Genomic DNA, 25237 nt, shown 5'->3' on the forward strand with positions numbered 1-25237 from the left:
TCAGGAGAATTCTTAAATTTCCTAGCTGGTTTTTGATTGCGCCGTCGCGTCTTGTGACTTCTGATTTTCTTTGTAAATGGCGGCTTGTAGCCAAACATTTGCCTGAATGTAGTCATGTACTTTGATAGAAGCAGTCTCTACTGTATTGAGTGCGCCAATACGTACCACGAATGGATCGGCATCTTGCTCACGTAGTATTACCACATCAAATAGAATAATGGATTTGCCGTTAAAAACGGTTTCTTGCTTGCCAAGTACTTGACCTTGGCACCATGCCTCGTCTTCTTGTCCCAAAGTATCACCGAACAGATACGCACACATATGACCCAAGTTAATCTCTACAGGAGCCATTTGTTCTTTGGTTTCAGGCTTCCATTCTTTGATTTGCTCTTGTAGATCGTCTGGTATTTGGCCGTCATTGGCAGCGACGATGTCGTTAAACGCGCGGTGGTAGCGGATGGCTTCTTGATCTTCGACCATAATGACTTCTTGCTGTTCGCTCAGCTTAATCTCATGCGCCCAAGCACTGAAATTCGCAAAATACGAACTGTCGCGTTGGTATAAGTGGCGATTGGCTGTATAAAGCTGGTCAAAGGCATAAATGATACTACCATCAGCCGTACGTAAGCGCAGTACTGCGTCATGCGAGTTGTCATTGGCGATGATACGCTCGATTTTGCAATGCAGCCCATAAGGACTGTCAACACAAGGGTAGGCGTTGATAAAACGTTCTGGTTTGCCGTCTTTCATTGCCAGCACTTGGTTGATGTGGCAAGGCTGATCTTCAGACAACAACAAGCAACTGTCTTTGGCGCTGACGTTGGGGTTGAGGCCCTTGGGCATGGCTGCTTTTTCGATCATCTTTTGTAGCCACTCTGGCACATCCTGACTCATGTCATCGGTTAAAATACGCCAATGATCGGCATGACCCGCAGCTTGCTCGTCGGATAATGTGATTTTGGTAGGAGATTGGATGTTTTTATATTGATAATTAATGGTCATGAAAATACTCAAACTTAAGTCAGCGATGAAGTTTGGACCTAACACTGTGATTGCTTATCTAGCATCCAATATCTACAATCATTGGTCTATGATAGCCAGCAATGTCAGCAGCACAGGGTCAGCAAACAACAATGAGGGGTTAGTGACAATTGTCCTTAGCATACAATATATAGGTATAGACGCAAGTAATAGCAAGCCCCTCATAAAAAATAATAACAAAACCCTATTTTTATTAAAAAATACGCGCAGTTTTTGCTAATGACTGGCACATATCTGCCAAATTGTGTCAAACTAGCTCCCTTTTGATGGCCAAATCTGGCCTATTTTAAACCCTATTTTTGTGTTCGATTTATATGTTGGTATGGCAGACGCCATATATAAGGCGTTTGTCGCTGCTCGTTTTGGCGCATATAAAAGTCGCACGTAGATAAGATAAAGAGTTTGAATATGTTTCGTCCTTTAGCGTTATTTATCGGCTTACGATACACCCGAGCAGAGCGTAGTAATGGTTTTATTTCCTTTATATCGCTGATCTCGATGATAGGTTTGACCCTTGGGGTTGCCGTATTGATTACGGTGCTGTCGGTCATGAATGGTTTTGACCGCGAGCTAAAAACCCGTATTTTGGGCATGGTGCCGCAAGCAACGGTTATCTCAAGTGAGGTGATTGGCGATTGGGAACAATTGGCAGATCGTATCAAAGAAGATCCAGAAGTGGCTGCTGTGGCACCCTTCATTCAATTACAAGGCATGCTGACGTCGAATGGCCAAGTGGCAGGCATTATGGTCACTGGCGTCGATCCTCAGTACGAAAAAAATGTCTCGATCATCAACGATCATATGACTGAAGGCAGTATCGACACGCTCCAAGCTGGTGATTTTAGTATTGTACTGGGTGAAGAGATGGTGCAATCGCTGGGCTTAAGTATCGGTGATAAAGTGACTTTGGTGTTGCCAGAAGCATCGCCATCACCTGCTGGTGTGATACCGCGCTTTAAGCGTTTTACCCTCACGGGTATTTTTAGTATCAGTCCAGAAGTGGACAGCCTCATGGCCTTTATTCCGATGAGTGATGCTGGCAAATTGTTACGTCTGCCAGCTGGTGCTCAAGGTATCCGTATGAAGCTAAATGATATCTTTACCGCGCCCATCGCTGCTCAAAAAGCGGCTGCCATTGCCCCTGATCGACTCTATCCGAATGACTGGACGCAAACGCATGGCAATCTATTTGGGGCGATCCAAATGGAAAAAGCCATGGTAGGATTGCTACTGTTCTTAATCATCCTAGTGGCAGCATTTAATATTGTCTCAAGCTTGGTGATGCTGGTCACGGATAAAAAAGCGGATATTGCGATTCTAAAGACCTTTGGCGCGTCACCTCGTCTGATTACGCAGGTCTTTATGGTACAAGGCGTGGTCATCGGCGTCATCGGTACGATTGCGGGTACGATATTGGGCGTTATATTTGCCCTCACGGTTAGCGACATTCTAGGCTTTATTAATCAAGCCTTCGGTCTCAATCTTTTTGATGCTTACTTTGTCAATTACCTACCATCACAGCTGCGCTTGACGGACGTGGTATTGATTACTGGTGCATCGTTTGTATTGAGCTTTTTGGCCACGATTTATCCAGCACGTCGAGCGGCTAAAATTCAGCCTGCACAAACACTGCGCTATGAATAATTGAAGCCATAAGAGAGAGATTGAGCCGCGGATTTACTCGCGCGCTCAAGGCTGGAATGTTTAGTCAGGTTTAAAAAAATCATGAATATCGGTATAAATAAAATAAAGGAAGCGCTATGTCTGCCATTCTAAAGGCGACCAATATTAATAAGATATATGATGAAGGTGCGGTTAGCACCCAAGTATTGACAGGCTTGGATTTGACCGTCCATGCGGGTGAACGCATCGCTATCGTTGGTACCAGCGGCTCGGGCAAAAGCACTTTGCTACATTTGCTGGGTGGACTGGATACGCCAACCAGTGGTGAAGTCTGGTTGCATGGTCAGCTATTAAACAGTATGAATGAAACCGAACGCGGTGCGATGCGCAACAAGCACTTAGGGTTTATTTATCAATTTCATCATCTATTGGCAGAGTTCACAGCGATTGAAAACGTCGCGATGCCATTGCTGCTACGCCCAAAAGTATCAACGACTGAGGCGAGAGATCAAGCAATAGCAATATTAGAGAGCGTTGGTCTAGAGCATCGTTTGGCGCATAGACCTGGCGAGCTATCAGGCGGTGAGCGTCAACGCGTGGCCATTGCTCGTGCACTCGTCACCAAACCTTCGCTCATATTGGCAGATGAGCCAACGGGCAACTTGGATTATGACAATGCGCAAAGCGTTTTTGGCCTACTATCAGAGCTGCAAAGTACCATGCAAACGGCACTACTGATGGTGACGCATGACCGTAACTTGGCGGCATTGGCGGATCGTCAGCTGTTACTGCGTAATGGTCATTGGGAACAATACTAAATGGCTTAAGTATGGAATATCCTAAGTATTAAAGTAGGTCAATTCAATCAACAGTCATATAGATAAGCTAACAATGGCTAAATTTTGCCAAACAGCGAAGATAATATCCAGTTAATACCTCGATATTATCTTCGCTGTTTTTCATGTTTGGCTACAATGGGGCTCATTTTTATCACCCTGCTTAAAATGATGACACGCTTTAGAAGAAATATCATAAAGTAGAGTATAAAAAATAGGTTGCCAACTATAGTTTGCTGAGTATAATTGGATGCAGTAAAGAGTAGTGCAGACAGAGTAATCCTAACAATGTACCTGATGTATTTTTTATATAGAATCGGCTGTAGTAGCCTTATTTAATAGAACAAGGATAATGACAATGAATGAAGATGAAGATCCAATCGCTGCTTTTGGCAGTGCCGAAGAAGGCAATGAGCCATTGAAACCGTATATTGATCCAACGTTGTTTGACACCGTCGACAAAGATGCACAGATTGAACTACTTACTTCAGTTTTTGATTCTATTACGCTGGCAGGTGTTGATTACGATTTAAAAGCGCAGGATAGCGCCACTGGTAAACGCTATACGCTGCTCAAAGACGAAAAAGTGGTCGATATCTTTGTGATGGATAGCAGCTTTACAGACAATGTCCTAGCAGCGATAGAAAAAGATAAAGAAGACGAGTAATTGGATTCAATGAGCCGTATGTGTTGAGGTTGCAGATTATCGTTTAGGCGGTTTCTCTTGAACGGTGTGCTGACGTTTTTGCCAGCTTGACACGGTTTTATAACGCCAAATAGCCTTAAATGCCAATCCGCAAATGATGCTGGTAATAATAGCGAGTATGGCGCTTCCCACACAAAACGCGGTTAATGAAACAGTACCGTGATAAGTGATAAAGGGGTTAGCGCCATCAGATAGTACCCACAAGCTAAAATCAGCAATCATCCTGCCGATAAGTCGTAAACTGATCATCGGCACATCAATAATCTTAGCGCCGATGTAGTAACCAGCATAAAAGATAGGTAGGCTAGTGACGGGGTTGGTGATCCACGTCAAACCAAGCGCCATAGGGACATTGGCACGAAAAATTAGCGAGCCAATTAATGCCAGTAGCATCTGTCCGGGTAGCGGAAAAAATGCACTGAGTACACCGATATAGACCGCTTTATTTAAGCTGTGCCGGTTAAAATGCCATAAACGCGGATCAGCCAAATGCGGTGCAAATAATTTTAAAATGCGGCTTTCTAGAATTTTCTCTGGTGTGGGCAGCAAGTCTTTAAGACGTTTTTGGGGCACAGTATCGCCTTTAATCGTTATCAACCGCTGGCTCAATCATATTGATGGGCTGATATAAAGAGATATTAGGAATAAAATACGGGTGGGAATAGTATCAGAAAAAAAGGGTAATAGTGTCGAATAATTATTATTGTAATACCTCTCATCAGTATAGGGCAATACTAAAATAAATGCTATCGCTTGACCAACGAGACAGTCGTCATTGCTAGGGCCTGTCTTCAATTCAATCGATAGTCATCTAAATGGGCTAAAAATGGCTAAATTTTGCCAAACATCGTCAAATAGCTGGTTAATATCCCGATATTATCTGCGCTATTTTTCTTGTTTGACGGCAATTTATCTCATTTTTATCACCATTTTTGAAATGAAGACACGCCCTAGAGTGAAACGATATACTCGTGCCCATTTTTGTGAGCAATGATAATCCGTTAAAATTGACTGTATTTAAACAGTCAGCTCATTAAGCAAGGAGCGCTGGTGTACTGGTTACTTGGTAGTCTAATGATTATCGTTATGATGGGCGTTTTGGCAGTCGCGGATAGTCTGGCGATACCAATCAATTCATCAATAGAGCTGCATAACGCTAACAGTTGGCCGCTATTATTACTCATTATTGCTATTGTCTTGATGGCCATTAATCAGCGTCAAACGCTGTCTACAAAATCAGTCAACGTCCAAAAGTTTTCTTCTAAACACCATTCTTCTCAACCTTTTTTTTCTCAAGACACGTCTAAATATTTTTCTTCTTCCTCTAAATTTCCCATTCGTATTGTCAACTATTTGCTGATAATGATACTGGCTATGGGGCTGGTGATGGGTAGCGCATTGCAAGCCTTGATGGGTTATCAGCAGGCTGAAGCGACTAAAATTACTGAGTCTATGCGTGTACAGGCTTTGGTCACTATCGAGGGTATTAGTGATAGCGTTTATGATGGTGTCACCAATAGCGGTTATCGACAAGTCGCTACCGTCAGTCATATATCGCCCCTAATTTCTGAGTTGACAGCTCAAGAATTAGATAGTGCTAAGGTCAATTATTTCACAAGTATAGAAGATAGCCTAAGCAATAATAATTTATTTGATGATACTTCAAATGAAAGTAGTGATAGCAATATTGAATATCGAGTGCTACTCAATGCTTATCCAAAAAAAGGCTCTAAAAGCGCTCAGGTCGCTGATCTAAATCAGTTGCGACCGGGTGATCAGCTGTTTATGACGTTAACGCTCGCACCGCTTGCTACCTCTGAGCAAGCTCTCAATAATCCTTCTGGGTTTGACAGTTATCGCTGGTTGCGAGGTCGTAATATCGATGGGGTGGCAAATATAGTGACGACCAGTACGTCGTCTTTTGCGCTTGATGAGTCGTCTGCATTGGAAACTGATTCTCGCTCCTATCTTAAGCGCTTTCGTACTCGGATTGACCAAGGACGTTGGCAATTGCGACAGCATTTTTATCGAGAGTGGGCGGGACAAACTACAGCCATGCAGCAAGCAAAAGCGGTGACTCTAAGTTTGCTCACAGGCGATCGTAGCTTAATCAATCGCGATACCAAAGATCTGTATCAACTGGCTGGTATTTCACATTTGCTAGCTATCTCTGGCACTCATGTGTTGTTTTTAGCGATTATGCTGGCAGGGGCAGTCGTATTCTTGCTCAATCGTCTGTATCCAGCCTTATATCGGCACATACCACGCTGGCAAGTGCGCTGGTGGGTGATGATCAGTGCTGCTTTTATTTATGCGCTATTCACTGGTTTCGATGTACCTGCTGCTCGTACTGCATGGATGTTATTGGCGATAGGTTTAGTACGATTGACCTTACTGCCCATTAGTACGATGCGAGTATTGCTGGCGCTGGCAGTCTTGATGGCATGGTTTGATCCTTATGTGCTCTGGCAAGCTGGTTATTGGTTGTCCTTTGTCGCTGTGGCGCTGTTGTTAAAATACGATAGTGCTTCACAGTCGCAAAATAACTCAGTGTTATCGCCATCAGCTCGATATCCTTCTCATCGAGATGTTCATCGTAGCCGTATTTTACTTATAAAAGTATGGCTTACAGGCAAACGTGTCTTTAAGTTGCAGTTCTGGTTATTTATCTCGTTGCTACCCATTACGTTGTTATTGTTTGGCAAAGCTTCACTATGGGGTCTAGTCATCAATTTATTTGCCATTGGTTTATTTGGCTGGGTTATCGTACCACTCAATCTACTAGCTGGGCTTTGCTACTTATTATGGCCTGCGCTTGCTGATAGCATTTGGGTGTTGGTCAGCGCAATCATTGGTAATTTACATGATTTGATTACGTGGCTGACGTCATTACCAGCGCTGTCAGAGGCGTGGCTATATACGCCAGTGAATATGGCAATATTACTGATGGTATTGCTGGCGATGTTGCCTTGGTTATTACCACGTGGACTTATCAGTCGTTGGCTGGCACTACCGCCTTTGACGCTATTAATGATGACGGTATATGCCAACCAGCAGTCATTAGCCACGTCACCAACTTTATATATATTACCTACTGGAGATCGCTATATAAGCGCGGCGGTGCTGCAATATCCTATAATGGATAACGAGGTTGGGGGCAAGGATAATAAGGCGCAGTCAGCGAAGGGAAGCGTGAGTTGGTTATTTTTGGCAGACCACAGGCCTAGTGCTACGCGTACCATGCCAAGCACCTTGACGGCAGAGAAGCTGTCCGCGATATTAGAGCAGCAATTACGCACCTTATCGATTAAACGCTTAGAAGGGCTCGTAGTACAGACCAGCAGTGCAGGATTGACCGATACGCTCACGACTAACGATGCCAGCAATACATTTAAACCTAACGCCTCAGAGTTGTTGCCGATGACTGTTGCCAGAATAAGTCAGCGCCTACCGACCAGCCAGTATTGGCAAGCAGGGCGTAGTGATCGTTGGTTTGAGCGAGAAAAACTTTATAAAGAAACAAGCGAATCTAACAATGCTAACAATGCAGCGCATGTCACTACCAAAACGTATATCAGCCCTAAAAGCTGTGAGCAAAATGACTCATGGCAGCTCCCCAACGGGGGTTTATCATTACAAGCAATGACGGGCTGGAGTAAGATAGATGATGCCAGTGTGTGGGACTGTATAATTGCCATCGATAGCAGGTTGCCGATACAAGTATTGCAGTATAATGCAGCTGATCCACTCAATTCACCGCTGGCCATCTCTCAACTACTAACGGCAATTCCCTCTACAGCAAAAAATACGCAACCAAATAACCAAGAACTTACTATGCAAGCTCAGTCTTTGCCATCACGTATCGTTGTTGATGCCGATACCCATCAGCGCGTTTGGCAACTGTGGTCACTGCTCTGCCAAGCTGAACCATTTGATAATAGCGCCTATAGTCATCATACTTGGCTTGGGCACAGCGCCTCACACCTAGCGACCGATGATATTAAGCGCCAGCGTATCAATGAGGTCATTACTTATGATGATAATGCACTTGAGGCAGCACTGTCTCTGAATGCTCATTGAGTCTTAGAATAATACTTAGACGCGACATCTTATTTTGACAATCCATTCTAAAAATCATCTTAACCATAGCAGCGTCATAATATGGTGATATTTCACGGTTACACTCTTGAACCATAACCGAAATAGCACCATACTTAGCACTCTATTAATATAGATGACCTATACAGTGAGAAAATTTGATTTCTCACTGTATTTATTTTCTATATCATCTCTTTTATCGTTTTAGACTGTTTCTGACTTAGGAAGTTATATGCCCAACTGGCCACCAGACCCTAACAAACGTTCTGACAATTCGGCAAATCAGCCAACACAGATGCCACAGTCAAGCCAGCCAAGCGGACAAGAATGGCGCCTGATTGAAAACACCTTATTGGCTAGTGTGGTTGAGCAGCGCCGCGCTCGTCGCTGGAGTATTTTCTTTAAACTATTGACCTTTGGTTATATCTTATTGATATTTTTGACCCTTGGTCGTGGGTGTAGTAGTTCGCCAACGGGTATGGATGCAGTCGATACCAGCGCGCCGCATTTGGCCGTGGTTGAGCTGCAAGGCGTCATCAGTAATGACGATGTTGCCAATTCTTATGATGTCAATGAAGCTTTGAGAGATGCTTTTGCGAATAGTAATTCCAAAGCGGTGGCATTAGATATCAACTCACCTGGTGGCTCACCTGTACAGTCTGATGAAATCTGGCAGACTATGATGGATTTGCGCAAAGAGTACCCAGATAAAAAGCTTTATGCTGTTATCGGTGATATTGGTGCTTCAGGTGCTTATTACATCGCTTCTGCGGCAGATGAGATTTATGTCAATCCATCAAGTTTGGTTGGCTCTATCGGTGTCATTATGCCAAGCTACAATGTCAAAAGTTTGATGGACAAGGTCGGTGTAGAAGATCGTACTATTACGGCTGGTGAGTACAAAGACATTTTAAGCTTGTCGCGCCCATTGACTGATTATGAAGAAAATCATGTCGAAAAAGTACTGGCAAATACGCATAAGCATTTCATTAATGCTGTAAAAGAAGGTCGCGGTGACCGCTTGAAAAACCCTGAGCAAAACAAACTGTTCTCAGGGTTGTTTTGGACAGGCGAGCAGTCTATTGAGCTAGGTTTGGCAGACAAGACAGGTAGTATCACAAGCCTGAGTAAGCAACTAGATCTTGATACTGTGATTAGCTATAGCCCAACTGATCCGTTCCAAATGTTTATGGATCGTTTTGCCGTGCAACTGGGTGCAGGCATTGGCTCTAGCGTTAGTCTTGATGGTTTTTTACCACAAGAAGAAGGTAACGTAAAGATGCGTTAAGCGTTTAATGTTTTAGATATACTGTGTATGATTGTTGAGGCTGGGCATATAATTATGCTCAGCCTCAATTGTATGTAATGCTAAATAAAATACCTTATTTAAGAGTAAATCGTTATCAATGTCGCGATAGCTATCAATTTTGCTATATTGGTGATATTTAGCTTAAGTATGCTATAAGGTTCAATCATTAAAAATAATATATAACATAAACCATCCCACGAGAGCCTGTTATGAGAGATGAAATAAATTTGCAGACCTTTGCAGCGCTACCTGTCTCCAAAAAAACCAATAAGCCTGTTATACATTTTGCCCATGCCAATGGGATGCCAAGTGCCGTCTATCAGCCGTTTTTTGAGCATTTAGCAGAGTTTTTTACTATCGAATATATCCCGATGTTAGGTAATACGCCTGATTATCCAGTGGATGATCATTGGCGTCGACTGACTCAACAGATTATAGATAGTGTAAAAAGCACCTGTGAGAAGCATGGTATCTCGCAAGTTGTGGCCGTTGGGCACTCGCTGGGTGCTATGTGTACGTTACAAGCGCTGTACCGTGCACCTCAGCACTTTGCTCAGGCGGTATTAATGGATCCGCCTTGGATTTATGGCAAAGTCAGTTTTTTGTGGCATTTGGCAAAGACAGCAGACAGATTGCCTCTTATGAATAATCGTTTGATGGACAAGCTGTCACCAGCTGGCGTGTCTAAGCATCGCCGCGATGTGTGGGACAGCCGAGCCGACGCGTATGAAAAAATGCGGCATAAAGGTTTTTTTAAAAACTTTGATGAGCGTAGTTTTCAAGGATATATCGAGCATGGCTTGCATGAGCGTGCGGATGGCAAGGTAACATTGGCCATTCCTAAAGCCAGTGAAGTCGCTGTGTTCCGTACCAATCCTTCTTGGTATTGGCTGGCACCAAATCGAGGGCCCAAAGTACCTGTCACATTGATTATTGGTCAAGACAGTATCTTTCTGAAACGCCGCTTCCCGCAGCAAATCAAATCCCGACTCAATATTCCTTATGCAACCCACGCGGGTGGTCATATGTTCCCGCTTGAGCATCCAGAGTCTGTATCACGGCAAGTATTGGATTTAATCAAGCAACAACTCCCAACATGAATGATGCTCGCTACTTATTTAATGGCTTATATGAATAACTATATGAAGCTGTCAGGAGCATTGCTCGTTTATTTTTTTGAGTCACCGCCTTATGCCAAACCAACCTAGTGCCACCAATGACCCGTCTATAAATGAGCCCGAGCGTTCGTCGTTATTTTCACGCTTCGGTGCATTTTCAATGACCGTAGGAATGGTCATATCATTTTTTATCAGTCAATTGCTAGGGGTGTATGTTGCAGGCAAGCTGTTATTACCAGCAGCTAAAAGCTCAAGCGTGGCGGATGTATTTTTCTTTGGCAGTAGTAATGGTACGGTCGTGAGTGTGTCGATCATGATTGGCGGTGTCTTGCTAGTCGCCCTCATCGTTATGCTGATTCAACTAAGAGGTGGTAATTGGCAACAGTATCTAGCGCTCAAACCGTTTTCAGTAACGGTTGGCATCGGCATGCTGGGCTTGCTATTGATATTTATGATTGGCAGTCAGGCATTGACTTACTGGCTCGATAAATCACCATTGGTATTTGTAGACCCGCTGTACCAGTCAGTCAGCTCAGTGTGGCTACTGGTGTTTGCGATGGTGATCGTTGCGCCATTATACGAAGAGCTGGTCTTTCGCGGCATAGTATGGTCGGCCATTGCTGAGCAATTCGTCGTCTCACCAAGTCAAGAGCAGCGTGGGGCGATCATTGCCAGTATTATCACCAGTTTGATATTTGCGGTGATTCACTTGCAATATGGCGTTTATGAAATCAGCACTATCGTGGTGTTGGCATTGATATTCTGCTACGCACGTGTAAAGTCTGGCTCGCTGTTACTACCAATGCTGCTACATATTGTGAATAATGGCGCAGCGATGTGGCAGTATTTAGCGCAAACAGCTTAGGGCGTGTCCTCAATTCAATAGATGGTCATCTAAATAGGTCAAAAATGGCTAAATCTTGCCAAACGGTGTCAAATAGCTGACTAATATCTCGATATTATCTGCGCTATTTTCCTTGTTTGACGGCAACTTATCTCATTTTTATCGCCATTTTAAAAATGAGGACGCGGTCTAATCAAAATCTGTTTAATCAAGCGTCTGTTTAATCAAAAAAAGCTACGCATCAGGGTTTAACGCCAAGACTTCAGACGCTGCTTGCTTAATATCATCTATGGTCAGCTTGGGTTTGCCACTCAGTGATTGACGCCATTTTCGAGCACCTGTCAGCCCTTGAAACAATCCTAAATAATGACGCGTCATCGTGGGCAGTGCTTCACCTGTGGCGACTTTTTCTTCTAGATAAGGGTAAAGCTGCGTCAAAATGTCTGAGCGCTTAGGTGCTGGCTCACCCCATAAACTGTTGGCTTCTGCCAGTAGATAAGGGTTGTGATAAAACGCGCGGCCAATCATCACACCGTCTATATGCTGTAAGTGCGCTTGAATATCTGCAACTGTCTCAATACCACCGTTTATCTCGATATCGAGTTGTGGAAAGTCTTGTTTGAGACGATACACATCCTCATAGCGCAGTGGCGGAATGTCGCGATTTTGCTTGGGACTAAGACCTTGTAGCCATGCAGTACGGGCATGAACGATAAAACGGCTACAACCTGCAGCAGCGACTTTCTGCACAAAATCTGCCATAAACTCATAACTGTCAAAATCATCGATACCAATACGGTGTTTAACTGTCACTGGGATATCGACAGCCGCTTGCATATGTTTGACTAAGTCAGCGACAGTGTTTGGCTCGGCCATGAGACAAGCGCCAATTTTGTTATGCTGTACCCGATCTGATGGGCAACCAACATTGATATTGACTTCATCATAGCCATGCTGCTGAGCAAATTCAGCACATTGGGTCATCTCACCAATATCTGCACCGCCAAGTTGCAGGACAAGTGGGTGCTCAAGTGTATCAAAGCGCAAATGCCGAGCCCGATTGCCATGTATGAGCGCACCAGTACTGATCATTTCGGTATATAGATACGTATGCGGATTAAACAGCCGTGCAAAATAACGGTAGTCGGTGGTTGTCCAATCAATCATTGGGGCAACGGACAGTCGCTTATTGGTCATATCAACCATGGGTATTAAGCCTTAATATTTGTGTCTTAAATAAATGGATAAGGTGCAATGGATGAGACATACCATTGCACCTTAGTTTCAATTTTGATGTGGATATTGGTCAGCTATTTACGAGATCACATGGTCAATTTTTTTGTATTCAGGCAGATTATAAAAGTAAAGCCCCATGATAATACCAATAAAACCAATAAACGTAATGTATAGTGCTGGTGAGAAGCTTATTAGCGTAGTGGCATAGCCTAGACCGAAAGGTACTAGCACACCCACGATACCGTAGGTAATATTATAGCAAAAAGCCATTCCTGTGAGGCGCACATTGGTCGGAAACAATTGCACAAGGATGGCAGGTACCATGCCGACGATGCCAGCGCAGAAGCCTAATAGTGCATACATGATTAATATGTAATCACCACCTGCCTGCAAATGGTAAAAGAAGGCCAGCATTTGAGCAATGAGTAGAACCGAACCAACAACTAAAATTTTACCAAAATTCTCATGGTTAGACACCATGCCATAAAATATGCAACCAAAAATCATAAATATGATGCCCAAACTATGAGAAAACCCAAATAGGTCACTATCTAAAACAAAGTTTATCTCTATTAAGTCTGGTAGCAGTAGAATGATAACAGAGGTAATGCTAGAAATGACCAATGTCAGTACCATGCCGACAAATATAGAATGCTTACAGTGTTTAAAGAGTATGGTAAATGGTTCGCTCACGCTAGTACCAATTTTTGACTTGTCCAGTGCAAGGAAAAACGGTGTCTCTCCAACGAGTCGCCATACCAATAATGGCAAAAAGCTTAATACAGCAGCAACTAAGAATGGCAAACGCCATCCATAATCAGTCAACTGATCTGTCGTCATAAAGGTAGAAAGCCACATAAAGAATGCATTTGAAAACAGCACGCCCACTAAAAAGCTGGCAGTGACATAGCTACAGGCTACTGATAAATGCTGTCGCGGTACATGCTCTGCCACGAAAACCCATGCCAAGGGGACATAAAGGCCATATGCCATACCCTGTATAAGCCTTAGGGAAATAAATAAAGCGGGCGCAATCCATCCCCACTGTGCATAAGTGGGCAGACACGCCATCGCTAACAAACTTGCAGCGGTCACTATCAGACTTAGCAACAATATGGGCTTTCGACCTTTTATATCACCGTATCGACCAAAGAGGATACCACCAATTGGACGTGCTAAATAACCAACAGCAAAAAGCCCCAGCCCTTGTAGTTTAGCAACTTGAGGGTTGGTGTTCGCAGGAAAAAATGCAGTAGAGATGATATCTGCCATGTACAAATAAATCAAAAAATCAAAAAACACCACAGCGCTGGTAAAGCTAATAAACAGCACTACATTTTTGTCTCTAGCAGACATTAACGCATATTGAGAACGAGACGGCATAATAGATCACGCATCCACAGAGTAAAGTGTCGTTAAGACGGTCATCGTTTGAATAACCGCTCATCATAAAAACCGGCAAATCAACGTAGATGGATAATGATTTGCCGAAACAGTAAGTTTGGATATTTGGTATGAGCAATGTTGGTTACAGAGTGTTTGATTTAACAGAAGCTAAATCCGAAATCCTGAACTTTTGAGTGTCAATTAAGGGTCAGTGAGTAAAAGGTCTTACGTCTTTATAGCAGCCAGTCGATTGGTAACCATGACATGATGGTGAGCCAAATGTGATCACTCATATCAACGCGTGGCTCCGAATCGTAAATCACTTTTTTACCATCTTCCATGGTATGCCATTGCAAAGCACCGCTCTCTAGCAACTTGACTTCATAAGCTTGGTTTAACAAATCATCGCTGAGTGCACCGTGCAGCTGGCTTGCCAGTTCCTCATCGTTAATAATCACGCCCATTTCGGTATTGATATTGGCAGAGCGCGGATCAACATTATATGAACCAATAAAGACTTGATAATCGTCCACGGCAAAAGTCTTGGCATGTAAGCTGGTTGATGATTGGCTACGCGCTCGCCACAGTTTGTTTTCACGTTCTTCTTCGGCAGCCGTTGATTTTAGCTCATATATTCTGACGCCTGAGCGAAGCAAGCTGGGTCGCCATTGACTATAGCCAGAGTGAACGGCAGTGACATCCGTCGCATCAAATGAATTGGTTAAAATCTTAATATCAACACCAGATTCGGACAACTTGACCAAGGTATTGACACCATCTTTAGTCGGCACGAAATAAGAAGAAATGATAGTCAGTTTTTTGGTTGGGCTACCGAGCAAAGTGCGCAGCTGATGCACCAAATTGGTGTCAGTAGGAACCGTTTTGCTCAGTTTACCGACGTCATCACTCAAAAACTGCATATCTGTCCAGCGAAAGGGTACCCGTTTATTGATCAGATCGCTGTCTATCGTAGAGTCTTTGATCGCCGCTTTATAGACTGTCAAACTGCTGCCTTCGTTATTGTCTTCGTCGAGACCGAGCTTATCCAATGCGGATAGAAAATCAGGTGTCACATCATCATCAAATTTTGCCAACGTTTCGATATCAAATGATAAAGGTGATGACCAGTAACTGGCAAAACTGTTGTCGATATCTGCGACGACTTTACCAATAAGTAACACATCCAAATCCGCAAATTGACTGCTCTGATCATTACTCAGGTATTCGTTACCAATATTACGACCACCAATGATGGTGATTTGCTTGTCAAAGGTCATGCTTTTATTATGCATACGCCGATTGATACGCGGCAATCCTGTGACAAAGTTTAAGGTTTGAAATTTACGATGCATCAACGGATTAATAATGCGCACCGCAATGTTTGGGTGGCTGGAAAAACGTAATAAATGCTGATCAAACTTCGCGCTATTATTAAAATCATCGAGCAATAAGCGCACGATAACGCCGCGTTCAGCTGCATCCCAGAGGTCTTTTAACAGTAGTTGACCGGCTTGGTCATTATGCCAAATATAATACTGTGCATCGATGTTACGTGTGGCCATATCTGTCAAGATACTGCGCGCGGCAAAGGCATTTGCCCCAGTCACTATCGGGTGATAGCCTGACAAATCAGGGTGAATGTCATTCTGTGCACTGATAGCGGACACCAAATCGATATTACTGGTGTCAGTCGCTGCAATTTGTTTAGGCTGTTGGTTGCTTTCTTGCTGATATAAAGCATTCACTCGCGCTGACAAGGCTTGGCTTTCAGGCAAATGGGGCTGTTCGGGCAAGCTCTGACATCCACTAAGTCCTAAGGTCAACCCGAGTGTTAGGCTCAGCGATAAATTGCTTGGTTCTATATTTAGCATCGACATAACTGATTAACCCTAATAAGCCTTGATTTATTGAAAGTTTGCTGAGTATTTTCGTTTATTTTCAAATAATAGCGCTGATTATAATGCTTATAAAAATAACACTCGAGACAAAGCGTAGGACAAAGCCTAAATGGTTGCTAAGCTTAGCAGCTGTCGTCCTATCTGCCTATTATAAATACGTTATTTTTTTAGCTTATGCACTTGACTAAGCTCGCGTTTTATTCTGATTATAGACCTCATTACTCTATCAAGGCGTATTCAAAAATAATGTTTAGTGTGGCTCTGAAACCAGATGTTTGGAATAAGTTGACATGCTATGATAACGCTGACAAATGGTATCCATAATTAAAAACAAGTAGCCATTTTACTACTAACACATTTTACTATTAACAAAAGTAACGGAAGATTTATGAGTCAGTCACAAACGCAGAATGAGAGCAATTTGAGTAAGTTAGATCCGAACTGGCGTAGCGATGCCCTAGATTTAGGGCTTGATTATGGCATGCAGACCATCGCTGTACGAGCAGGGCAACATCGCACAGATGAAGGTGAGCACTCAGAGGCTATCTTTACCACCAGCTCATATGTTTATACCTCAGCGGCAGATGCCGCCGCTCATTTTAACGGAGATAAGACGGGCAACGTCTACTCGCGGCATACCAATCCGAGCGTGCGTACCTTTGAGCGTCGTTTGGCAGCGCTTGAAAATGGTGAGCGCGCTGTTGCGACAGCTTCGGGTATGGGTGCGATTTTGACCATGTGCTTGGCGTACCTAAAAGCAGGCGATCATCTGCTGGCTGCCAATCAGCTGTTTGGTTCATCCATCGGTCTATTCAATAATTATATGGCCAAGTTTGGCGTTGAGGTCAGCTACGTTGATTGCTTCGATAATGACGCTTGGGCAAAGGCAGTGCAGCCGAATACCAAAGTAATCTATTGCGAAAGCCCCAGCAATCCATTGGCGCAGATTTGTGATATTGAGTATTTAAGTAAGCTGTGCAAAGCCAATGACATCTTATTGGTGGTAGATAATTGCTTTGCCACGCCAGCCTTACAGCGTCCACTCGACTTGGGTGCCGATGTGGTGATACATTCTGCGACCAAGTACTTAGACGGGCAAGGTCGCGTATTGGGCGGTGCGCTGGTTGGTAGTGATGCGCTCATGCAAGAGGCATTTACCGTGGTGCGCTCAGGTGGTATTAGCATGAGTCCGTTTAATGCTTGGGTGTTTACCAAAGGGCTTGAGACGCTTAAATTGCGTATGCAAGCGCATTGTCATAATGCCAATCAAGTGGCAGAATTTTTGGTCAATCACCCCAATGTCAGTACCGTGCATTTCTCAGGGTTGAGCGATCATCCGGCTCATGAACTGGCGACGCGTCAACATCATATGAAAGGTGGTTATGGTGCTATCATGGGTTTTGAAGTCAAACCATCTGCTAGCCTTGATTCAAATAGTCAGGATTCAAAAGCCGCTGCATGGCATGTGATAGACTCAACGCAAATGGTTTCTATTACTAATAATTTGGGCGATGCTAAAACCACGATTACCCATCCAGCGACTACTACCCACTTTCGCTTGACCGCTGAGGCGAGGGCAGAAGCAGGCGTCAAAGATGGTCTGATTCGTCTGTCTGTCGGTTTGGAAGATGTAGAAGATATCATTAAAGATTTGGCGCGTGGTTTAGACAGTTTGTAAAGATAACGGTATAATCACCGTTAACGCATAAACTTTACGTTATTATTTACGTTAATAAAAATTACTCATTACTATAAAAGACAAAGAGGCAATTATGAATATTCAAGCATTGATGCAACAAGCACAAACGATGCAAAAGAAAGTCGAAGCAAACGTTGAAAGTGCTAAAAAAGAGCTAGGCAATAAAGAAGTTCACGCAGAAGCGGGCAGTGGTCTGGTAAAAGTCACCATGACGGGTCGCCATGTGGTTAAGCGTTTGACCATTGATCCAAGTTTGCTTGAAGATGAGCCAGATATGATCGAAGACTTAATCGCTGCTGCTATCAATGACGCGGTACGTCAAGCGGATGAGCTATACGAAGAAACCATGGCTGGCGCGACCTCAGGTATGGGCCTGCCACCAGGTATGCAAGGCATGTTCTAATATCTATCCCAAAAACAAGCTAACTTTGTCAGACTCGCTAAGCCTACTAAGGGTAGCGCTTGCACTCGTCTTCCTCGTTATCTCAAGTTTTTGGTATCGATATACGACTGGCTTTATATTTAGCTAATTATATGTTATCTGACTATGATCATATACAAAATGGGGTTGTTATCGACATGATACGACCCCATTTTTATAGCTACGATTTATAAATTAAGTTAAATAAAGGAAGATGCTTTGCTGACAGCCAAATTTGATCAGCTGGTCAAACAGCTGCGTATTTTGCCGGGTGTGGGTCAAAAAAGTGCCCAACGTATGGCGCTGCATTTGCTTACCAAAAAGCGCCCACAAGGCATGGCACTCGCCCAAGCACTTGATGAGGCGATGCGTGATATCGTCGAATGCCAGCGTTGTCACAGCTTTAGTGATGAGGTCGTTTGTCCGCTGTGTCAAGATCCAAGGCGTGATGATGGCCTATTATGCGTGGTCGAAACGGCGGCAGATGTGATGGCTATCGAGCAAACGGCAGGTTATCGTGGACGCTACTTTGTTTTAGGTGGTCACTTATCACCGATTGATGGGATTAGTGCCGACGACTTAAACATCGATCAGCTAGTATGGCGGGTTAAGCAAGAGCCTGTTGAAGAGCTGATATTGGCAACGGGTACAACTGTCGAAGGGCAGACCACCGCACACTTTATCAGCGAAGCGGTCAGTCGTCATGTCAATAAAGTCACACGTTTGGCGCAAGGCGTACCGATGGGTGGCGAGCTGGAATACCTTGATAGTATGACCCTTGGACAAGCGATGCAAAATCGTTCATTCCTATAGCAATTTTATAAGTTCTCTATAAAACCCAAATCTTGCCCATTTTATTTTATGAACTTGTTATAATTGCTTAATTGCCACTATTTTTCTCGTTTTTTTTTATTAAAACGCAGTTTGGCGTTTTCTTTCCCCCTATTTATGCAGGTATCTGCCCGTGTCTAACCATGTTCCAACCGCTTCAAGCGCTGCCACCCAATCAAACCTTGCAGACAACACTGCTGCTATTGACGATTCATCAAAGCAATCAGTTAATACTGATGTAGCGTCAGCAGCTGTGCCGCCTGAACCAAATATCGATGCATTATTGGATATTGCGGATGAAGTTGCCATCACGTGGGTGCGTGAGCAAGATGGTTTGGCTGAAGTTATCGATGCATTGGCGATTTGCGGACGAGTGGCATTAGATACCGAGTTTATCAAGCGCGATACTTATTACCCGCGCTTGGCACTGGTACAGCTAAATACAGGCGATCACATCTATTTACTAGATGCACCACAGTTGCAACTGGGTGATTTTTGGCAAGCGCTCAGTGAAGTTGATGTGGCGATTTGGCATGCTTGTGGTGAAGATTTAGGGATTTTTTATCTATTGTCTGGTTGCCCACCGTTGACTAATATTTTTGATACGCAAATTGCGTTGTCTTATTTGACGGGACAGTTGCAAATGGGCTATCAGCAGGCGCTTGATGATCAGTTAGATATGCATATCGATAAAGAACAAAGCCAATCAGATTGGTTACAGCGTCCGCTCTCAGATGAGCAAGAGCAATATGCGATTGATGATGTACGCTTTTTGCCAGCGCTTTACTTGAGCCTCGAATACGAGCTAAAAAAGCAAGGACTGTTTGAATATGTATGGGCGGATTGCCAGCTTTATGCCAGCGATTTGTACGACGCTCAGCATGTTGAAGACGAAGCGATGTACCTAACGATGGCTGATTATCGCTATAACTCGCAGCAAATGGCGATACTCAAAGGAGTGGCTACGTGGCGAGAAGAGCTAGCGCGTTCGACCAATCAGCCGCGTACTTTTGTGATTAAAAAACAAGCCGTACGCGAGATTATCACTGAAAAGCCAAGCAATATGCGAGAGCTTGCGCACAAAACCACGATGCACCGTAGCATGTTGCGACTGTATGGTGAAGAGTTGCTTAAGGTAATAAAAGAGGCAAAAAACCTGCATCCTGCTGAATATCCAGACTGTCTATTGCCGCCGTATCGCTCAAAAAACAAAGTATTGTCAAAAGCCGTGCAACAAGCGATTGATGAGCAAGCAGAAGCTATTGGTGTACCTGCTAATGTATTGATGCGCAAAAAATGGCTAGGGCAGCTGTATGAAGTGATTGCGTTTGATAAAAACCTAAGCGAGCTACCAGAAGGCTTAAAAGGCTGGCGCAATGAGTGGGTGACGCAGACTTTGATACCAGTGATTAACAAGCATAAAACCGAGTTGCAACAGGGTATGGGTATCAATGTTTAAGTTTTTTATGCTCAAACTGTCCATGTTGTAAAAAACATATCACTTGTGTGGTGACACCTTTATCGACCAGCATCCCAGTATGCGAAACTGGTAAAACAATATGATCAGTGGCTGCCTCTATTTTGGTTTCTTCTATATATACTGTGCCATCGTGTAGCAGATGTTCTGCCGATGGCATATTGTCTGCTTTACGCAGTTTACGGTTATGATACTGTAAAAACAGCTGCCCCAATCCATACGGACGATTTCCTGCAATCACGCCCAAGGTAATATGTGCTGGTAATGGTAGGACTGTTCCATCTAAAGCATCGACATATGAGCGTCCTACTACAGCGGGGCTTAAGCGCCAGATATAATCTGCACAAACACTCCCTACATGCGGTGTCCCAAGCGTCACGCAGCGTCCAATCTGCCACTTGGGATACTGAGTGACAAAATCACGAATAATCAAACCACCCAAACTATGACCGACCAAATCTATCGGCTGATCAGGCTGATGATGCTTTTCTAGCCAAGTATTAAGGCCTGCGCTATTGGTTTTGATGCCATCACGCATACTGCGGTAGCTATATTGATGAGTATCGAAGCCTGCTGCTTGCAGGCGCTTGGCTAGTGGGCGCATAATCCAAGCGGTTTGATGCAGACCATGAATCAGAATAACGCGGTTTTTTTGTTGCATAGTAAGATCCAAGTAATTGCTTCAAAACTTTAAGGCTTCAAAGACTTAAAATAAATATTTTGTTATCGGCATAAGCCTTTATTTATCGCTTATCCATTAATAATATTACCTGTTAATTTGATAGATAAAAAGTAAGCAAAATAAAAACCTCCAAATCAGCTACTGACTTGGAGGTTTGTTTTTCTATAAAAAGCTACTTATGATTTATCGGAGACTTCGATTACAGATAGTTTTCGATACTTGGGCAAGAACACATCAGATTCTTATCACCATAAGCATCATCGATACGAGCAACGCTTGGCCAGAATTTATGAGCGCGTACATAAGGCAATGGGAATGCGGCAACATCACGACTGTATGGATGCGTCCACTCGCTGTTGGTGATCATAGAAGCGGTGTGCGGTGCATTGACCAGTGGATTGTCTTCTAGCGTCCAATTGTCTTCGCCTGCTTTAGCTTTCATCGCTTCGGCCTTGATAGATTTTAACGCACTGATAAAACGATCTAACTCTTCTTTAGATTCAGACTCAGTTGGCTCAATCATCAACGTACCTGAAACTGGGAAGCTCATGGTTGGTGAATGGAAACCATAATCCATTAAGCGCTTGGCAATATCGCTTTCGCTGATACCAGTTTCATCCTTTAATGGACGAATATCGATGATACATTCGTGCGCGACGCGGCCATTTTTACCAGCGTATAAGACAGGATAATGACCTTTTAGCTCGGCTGCTACGTAGTTGGCATTTAACAGCGCCAGTTCAGTGGCTTTAAGCAAACCATCACGGCCCATCATGGCAATATACATCCACGAGATTGGCAAGATGCTGGCTGAGCCATAAGGCGCTGCCGATACAGCTGAACAGTCTTTTTGCGCATTATGAACAGGGCTTAAGGTATGGTTGGCCATAAATGGTGCTAAATGTGCCTTCATACCGATAGGACCCATTCCAGGACCGCCGCCACCGTGTGGGATACAGAAGGTTTTGTGCAAGTTCATGTGTAATACATCTGCACCAACATCCGCAGGCTGCATCATGCCGACCTGCGCATTCATATTCGCGCCATCCATATAGACTTGGCCGCCATGCTTATGAATCAAATCACAAATATGACGGATGCCTTCTTCGAACACACCATGCGTCGACGGGTAGGTGATCATCAAGGCACCTAGGTGCTCGCTATGCTCTTCACATTTAGCGGTCAAATCTTCGATGTCGACGTTACCGTTTTCATCGGTTTTAACCACGACGACTTTCATACCCATCATCATGGCAGTCGCAGGGTTGGTACCATGCGCTGACATTGGGATGAGGCAAACATCACGGTCGGTCTCGCCCAATGATTCATGATAGCGGCGAATCGCTAGTAGACCAGCATATTCACCTGAAGCACCAGAGTTTGGCTGCATCGATACATCGTCAAAACCAGTGATGGCTTTAAGTTGATCTTGCAGACTGTCAATCATCGCAATGTAGCCAGTGACTTGATCGCGCGGTGCAAAAGGATGCACATTGGCAAACTCGGGCCACGTAATCGGTATCATTTCACTGGTTGCGTTCAATTTCATGGTACAGCTACCCAATGAAATCATACTGCGGTTCATCGCCAAATCTTTGTCTTCAAGCGACTTTAAATAGCGCAGCATCTCATGCTCGGTATGATGCGAGTTAAATACTGGATGGGTTAAGATGTCATCGGTACGCAAATGTGCGCTATCAAGTGACAGGCTGGCAGTCTCAGGCAAGTCATGTGATTTACTGACGAATAGCTGGGTTAACACCGTAAAGTCATGCTGGTCGCTGATTTCACTAAAAGCGACACCCAGTTTGTTATCATCTAGACGCCATAAGTTATAACCAACATTATCGGCATTTGCAAAAATTTGCGTCGCCAGTTTTTCTGAACCGCAATCGACAACGACGGTATCAAAGAACTGATCATGTACTACGCTTAGACTGCTATCGTTGGCTTCTGTAATGACATTAGCAAACGCTGTGGCAAAAGCATGGATACGAGTGGCAATACGCTTTACGCCACCTGGACCATGATAAACCGCATACATACCAGCGAGGTTAGCCAGCAATACTTGTGAGGTACAGATGTTTGAGTTGGCTTTTTCGCGGCGGATATGCTGCTCGCGGGTTTGTAATGCCATACGTAGGGCGGTATTACCTTGCGAATCTTTTGAGACACCAATGATACGACCAGGTGCTGAGCGCTTGGCTTTATCAGAGAATGCAAAGTAGGCGGCATGAGGACCACCAAAGCCCATTGGAATACCAAAGCGCTGAGTGCTACCCAAAGCGACGTCTGCGCCCATATCCGCTGGTGATTTTAATAATACCAAGCTCATGATGTCGCTGACGACGCTCACGTAAGTTTTGTTCTTCTTAACCGCAGCGATGACGTCAGTTAAGTCTTTGACATCACCTTCGACACCGACGTATTGAAATAGCGCACCGAAATAATCACCAGATTTGGCAGTTTCAAAATCACCAACGACGATTTCCCAACCAAAGTACTTAGCGCGAGTATTGATAACGTCTAATGTTTGTGGATAAACACGATCATCAACGAAAAACTGCGTTGATTTACTTTTGCTCACACGCTTAGACATCGCCATGGCTTCTGCGGCTGCCGTTGCTTCGTCAAGTAACGATGCGCCAGCCATTTCTAGACCCGTTAAATCGATACAAACTTGCTGGAAGTTAAGCAAAGCTTCTAGACGACCTTGGGCGATTTCAGCTTGATAAGGCGTATAAGCCGTATACCAACCTGGATTTTCAAGGACATTACGCTGAATGACCGCAGGCATACGCACAGGCGAATAGCCTTGGCCGATGTAGCTTTTATTAACGGTGATATTATCTGCCATGGCGCGCAATTTAGCCAACGCTGCATGCTCACTCATTGCTAATGGCAAGTCTAAGTCTTTGTGCAAGCGTACGGGCTCAGGCACCGTATCATTGATAAAACTCGCCATGTCTTTATAACCAATTTTGCTGAGTAAATCAGCTTGTTTGGTCTCATTTGAGCCTAAATGACGATAGACAAATTCAGCTTCGTTGAATAAACCTTGAAAGGTATCAAACGTCGGGTTTTGAGAAATAGTCATGACAATCCTTGGTTAAGGGAGTAATAAAAGGGTTTATTTAAATAGAGTAATATGGCGATGCATTAAACGTAATGTACAAATTGATTTTGATCAAAGCGGAACTGGCTGTTGTAAATGCCATTGTCGGCGCGTTCGCCAGCACCAATCATCATGATAATGTGCTGATCATTGCTTAAGCCTAACAAGCGCTTCATGGCAGGCTCGTCGAAGCCACCCATCGGACAGCTATCAAAGCCGTGCGCGCGTAGTGCCAACATGAGGTTTTCGGCAGCAAGTGCGGTATTGTTGGTCGCCCAGTTTTTGGTGTCTTCAAAAGTATAGTAAGGTGATTTAATAGGCCCTTTTACCCGTCTGACGACTTGAGTTGCGCTCCATTTAGCCGCTGATACCACGTTGGCAGGTCCACGTAAAAAGTCCATGGCAACGACTTTGGTATAGTAGTCTTTAACTTTCTTTGGTACTGGCATCTCAGGGTATTCACGTAAGATCTGCTGAGCGTGGTCGTGCCAAATGTCAGTACGGGCGACGACTGCGATCAAGCGCGCTGCTGTTTTTGCTGCGTTTTGATTCATGCAGTTTTTGACGGTACGTTTGCGTTTATCAGCATTGTCAATCACATAAAATTCCCACGGCTGTAGATTGCTTGAGTTCGGCGCTAGCATGGCCAAACGCAGACAATCTGCTAACACATCGTCAGGTATCGGCGTGTCAGTAAAACGACGGACTGAACGACGTGACTCGACCACCTCACGAAACGCTTGCAACTGCGGTGTGTGTTCGGGTGTAGCAATGTTGTCGTTGTTATCAGAGTTGGAAGTCATATTAGGATCCATGCTGGGGATTAAGTGATTAATTTGCTTATTACCGATGGCAGATTTTTATAGACCAAGTCAAATAGATAAGGCAAATACATTAACGAGCGTATGGGGTAATAA

Annotated in this window: 19 protein-coding genes; 11 read left to right on the forward strand and 8 right to left on the reverse strand. The window is 44.0% G+C overall.

The features are described 5' to 3' along the window. Positions 1-21 precede the first annotated feature (21 nt). Positions 22-1002 carry a hypothetical protein gene (locus RH96_RS08065; protein ID WP_010199613.1) on the reverse strand — a complete coding sequence of 327 codons (981 nt, stop codon included), beginning with the start codon at positions 1000-1002 and terminating at the stop codon, positions 22-24. A gap of 447 nt (positions 1003-1449) precedes the next feature. Between RH96_RS08065 and RH96_RS08075 the strand changes: the two genes are divergently transcribed. From RH96_RS08075 to RH96_RS08085, 3 genes are all read left to right on the forward strand, one after another. After that, positions 1450-2685, forward strand: coding sequence for a lipoprotein-releasing ABC transporter permease subunit (locus tag RH96_RS08075; protein WP_010199617.1), 1236 nt, complete (start codon positions 1450-1452; stop codon positions 2683-2685). 116 nt (positions 2686-2801) lie between these two features. After that, positions 2802-3482 (forward strand): lipoprotein-releasing ABC transporter ATP-binding protein LolD, encoded by a 681-nt coding sequence (gene lolD / locus RH96_RS08080; protein WP_010199619.1) that lies wholly within the window; start codon positions 2802-2804, stop codon positions 3480-3482. 376 nt (positions 3483-3858) lie between these two features. Further along, positions 3859-4167, forward strand: coding sequence for a hypothetical protein (locus tag RH96_RS08085; protein WP_010199620.1), 309 nt, complete (start codon positions 3859-3861; stop codon positions 4165-4167). Between the two features lie 36 nt (positions 4168-4203). Here the strand turns inward: RH96_RS08085 and RH96_RS08090 are convergent, their stop codons facing one another. After that, complete coding sequence (locus tag RH96_RS08090; RefSeq protein WP_037033357.1) at positions 4204-4779, reverse strand: DUF2062 domain-containing protein; 576 nt, start codon at positions 4777-4779, stop codon at positions 4204-4206. A 477-nt stretch (positions 4780-5256) separates the two neighbouring features. Here RH96_RS08090 and RH96_RS08095 point away from each other — a divergent pair, with 477 nt between their 5' ends. The 4 genes from RH96_RS08095 to RH96_RS08110 all read left to right on the forward strand — a co-directional run bounded on the left by RH96_RS08095 (position 5257) and on the right by RH96_RS08110 (position 11596). Next, entirely contained in the window at positions 5257-8286 is a 3030-nt protein-coding gene (locus tag RH96_RS08095; protein ID WP_010199622.1) for a ComEC/Rec2 family competence protein, read from the forward strand. A gap of 250 nt (positions 8287-8536) precedes the next feature. Next, on the forward strand, positions 8537-9592 hold the full coding sequence (gene sppA / locus RH96_RS08100) for a signal peptide peptidase SppA (RefSeq protein ID WP_010199623.1): 1056 nt from the start codon (positions 8537-8539) through the stop codon (positions 9590-9592). Between the two features lie 230 nt (positions 9593-9822). Then, entirely contained in the window at positions 9823-10713 is an 891-nt protein-coding gene (locus tag RH96_RS08105; protein ID WP_010199629.1) for an alpha/beta fold hydrolase, read from the forward strand. Between the two features lie 91 nt (positions 10714-10804). Next, entirely contained in the window at positions 10805-11596 is a 792-nt protein-coding gene (locus tag RH96_RS08110; protein WP_081501583.1) for a CPBP family intramembrane glutamic endopeptidase, read from the forward strand. A 213-nt stretch (positions 11597-11809) separates the two neighbouring features. On the opposite strand, the gene dusA is transcribed toward RH96_RS08110, so the two are convergent. From dusA to RH96_RS08125, 3 genes are all read right to left on the reverse strand, one after another. After that, the gene (dusA, locus tag RH96_RS08115) at positions 11810-12781 is read right to left on the reverse strand and encodes a tRNA dihydrouridine(20/20a) synthase DusA (RefSeq protein WP_010199634.1); all 972 of its coding nucleotides are present in this window, start codon (positions 12779-12781) and stop codon (positions 11810-11812) included. Between the two features lie 108 nt (positions 12782-12889). Continuing rightward, complete coding sequence (locus RH96_RS08120; RefSeq protein ID WP_010199648.1) at positions 12890-14194, reverse strand: MFS transporter; 1305 nt, start codon at positions 14192-14194, stop codon at positions 12890-12892. Positions 14195-14430: 236 nt separating this feature from the next. Then, the gene (locus tag RH96_RS08125) at positions 14431-16074 is read right to left on the reverse strand and encodes a phospholipase D family protein (RefSeq protein ID WP_010199650.1); all 1644 of its coding nucleotides are present in this window, start codon (positions 16072-16074) and stop codon (positions 14431-14433) included. 409 nt (positions 16075-16483) lie between these two features. Between RH96_RS08125 and RH96_RS08130 the strand changes: the two genes are divergently transcribed. The 4 genes from RH96_RS08130 to RH96_RS08145 all read left to right on the forward strand — a co-directional run bounded on the left by RH96_RS08130 (position 16484) and on the right by RH96_RS08145 (position 20505). Continuing rightward, entirely contained in the window at positions 16484-17773 is a 1290-nt protein-coding gene (locus RH96_RS08130) for an O-succinylhomoserine sulfhydrylase (protein ID WP_010199652.1), read from the forward strand. A 94-nt stretch (positions 17774-17867) separates the two neighbouring features. Then, on the forward strand, positions 17868-18197 hold the full coding sequence (locus RH96_RS08135; protein WP_010199653.1) for a YbaB/EbfC family nucleoid-associated protein: 330 nt from the start codon (positions 17868-17870) through the stop codon (positions 18195-18197). A 237-nt stretch (positions 18198-18434) separates the two neighbouring features. Continuing rightward, entirely contained in the window at positions 18435-19028 is a 594-nt protein-coding gene (recR, locus tag RH96_RS08140; protein WP_010199654.1) for a recombination mediator RecR, read from the forward strand. Between the two features lie 151 nt (positions 19029-19179). After that, entirely contained in the window at positions 19180-20505 is a 1326-nt protein-coding gene (locus tag RH96_RS08145; RefSeq protein ID WP_010199655.1) for a ribonuclease D, read from the forward strand. Here RH96_RS08145 and RH96_RS08150 read toward each other — a convergent pair. The 3 genes from RH96_RS08150 to RH96_RS08160 all read right to left on the reverse strand — a co-directional run bounded on the left by RH96_RS08150 (position 20495) and on the right by RH96_RS08160 (position 25123). Beyond that, on the reverse strand, positions 20495-21184 hold the full coding sequence (locus RH96_RS08150) for an esterase/lipase family protein (protein WP_010199656.1): 690 nt from the start codon (positions 21182-21184) through the stop codon (positions 20495-20497). The genes RH96_RS08145 and RH96_RS08150 overlap by 11 nt on opposite strands. A gap of 220 nt (positions 21185-21404) precedes the next feature. Continuing rightward, on the reverse strand, positions 21405-24302 hold the full coding sequence (gcvP, locus tag RH96_RS08155) for an aminomethyl-transferring glycine dehydrogenase (RefSeq protein ID WP_010199657.1): 2898 nt from the start codon (positions 24300-24302) through the stop codon (positions 21405-21407). A gap of 62 nt (positions 24303-24364) precedes the next feature. Further along, entirely contained in the window at positions 24365-25123 is a 759-nt protein-coding gene (locus tag RH96_RS08160; RefSeq protein ID WP_010199659.1) for a nitroreductase family protein, read from the reverse strand. Between the last annotated feature and the right edge of the window lie 114 nt (positions 25124-25237).

This window comes from Psychrobacter sp. PAMC 21119 (genome assembly GCF_000247495.1).
Lineage (GTDB): Bacteria > Pseudomonadota > Gammaproteobacteria > Pseudomonadales > Moraxellaceae > Psychrobacter > Psychrobacter glaciei.

Excerpts from the sequence above, each read along its gene's own strand:
- RH96_RS08105 (WP_010199629.1), top strand. The coding sequence starts at position 9,823 with ATGAGAGATGAAATAAATTTGCAGACCTTTGCAGCGCTACCTGTCTCC.
- RH96_RS08065 (WP_010199613.1), bottom strand. The coding sequence starts at position 1,002 with ATGACCATTAATTATCAATATAAAAACATCCAATCTCCTACCAAAATC.
- RH96_RS08085 (WP_010199620.1), top strand. The coding sequence starts at position 3,859 with ATGAATGAAGATGAAGATCCAATCGCTGCTTTTGGCAGTGCCGAAGAA.
- RH96_RS08150 (WP_010199656.1), bottom strand. The coding sequence starts at position 21,184 with ATGCAACAAAAAAACCGCGTTATTCTGATTCATGGTCTGCATCAAACC.
- lolD (WP_010199619.1), top strand. The coding sequence starts at position 2,802 with ATGTCTGCCATTCTAAAGGCGACCAATATTAATAAGATATATGATGAA.
- gcvP (WP_010199657.1), bottom strand. The coding sequence starts at position 24,302 with ATGACTATTTCTCAAAACCCGACGTTTGATACCTTTCAAGGTTTATTC.
- RH96_RS08110 (WP_081501583.1), top strand. The coding sequence starts at position 10,805 with ATGCCAAACCAACCTAGTGCCACCAATGACCCGTCTATAAATGAGCCC.
- dusA (WP_010199634.1), bottom strand. The coding sequence starts at position 12,781 with ATGGTTGATATGACCAATAAGCGACTGTCCGTTGCCCCAATGATTGAT.
- RH96_RS08075 (WP_010199617.1), top strand. The coding sequence starts at position 1,450 with ATGTTTCGTCCTTTAGCGTTATTTATCGGCTTACGATACACCCGAGCA.
- sppA (WP_010199623.1), top strand. The coding sequence starts at position 8,537 with ATGCCCAACTGGCCACCAGACCCTAACAAACGTTCTGACAATTCGGCA.
- RH96_RS08160 (WP_010199659.1), bottom strand. The coding sequence starts at position 25,123 with ATGACTTCCAACTCTGATAACAACGACAACATTGCTACACCCGAACAC.
- RH96_RS08120 (WP_010199648.1), bottom strand. The coding sequence starts at position 14,194 with ATGCCGTCTCGTTCTCAATATGCGTTAATGTCTGCTAGAGACAAAAAT.
- RH96_RS08130 (WP_010199652.1), top strand. The coding sequence starts at position 16,484 with ATGAGTCAGTCACAAACGCAGAATGAGAGCAATTTGAGTAAGTTAGAT.
- RH96_RS08125 (WP_010199650.1), bottom strand. The coding sequence starts at position 16,074 with ATGTCGATGCTAAATATAGAACCAAGCAATTTATCGCTGAGCCTAACA.
- RH96_RS08135 (WP_010199653.1), top strand. The coding sequence starts at position 17,868 with ATGAATATTCAAGCATTGATGCAACAAGCACAAACGATGCAAAAGAAA.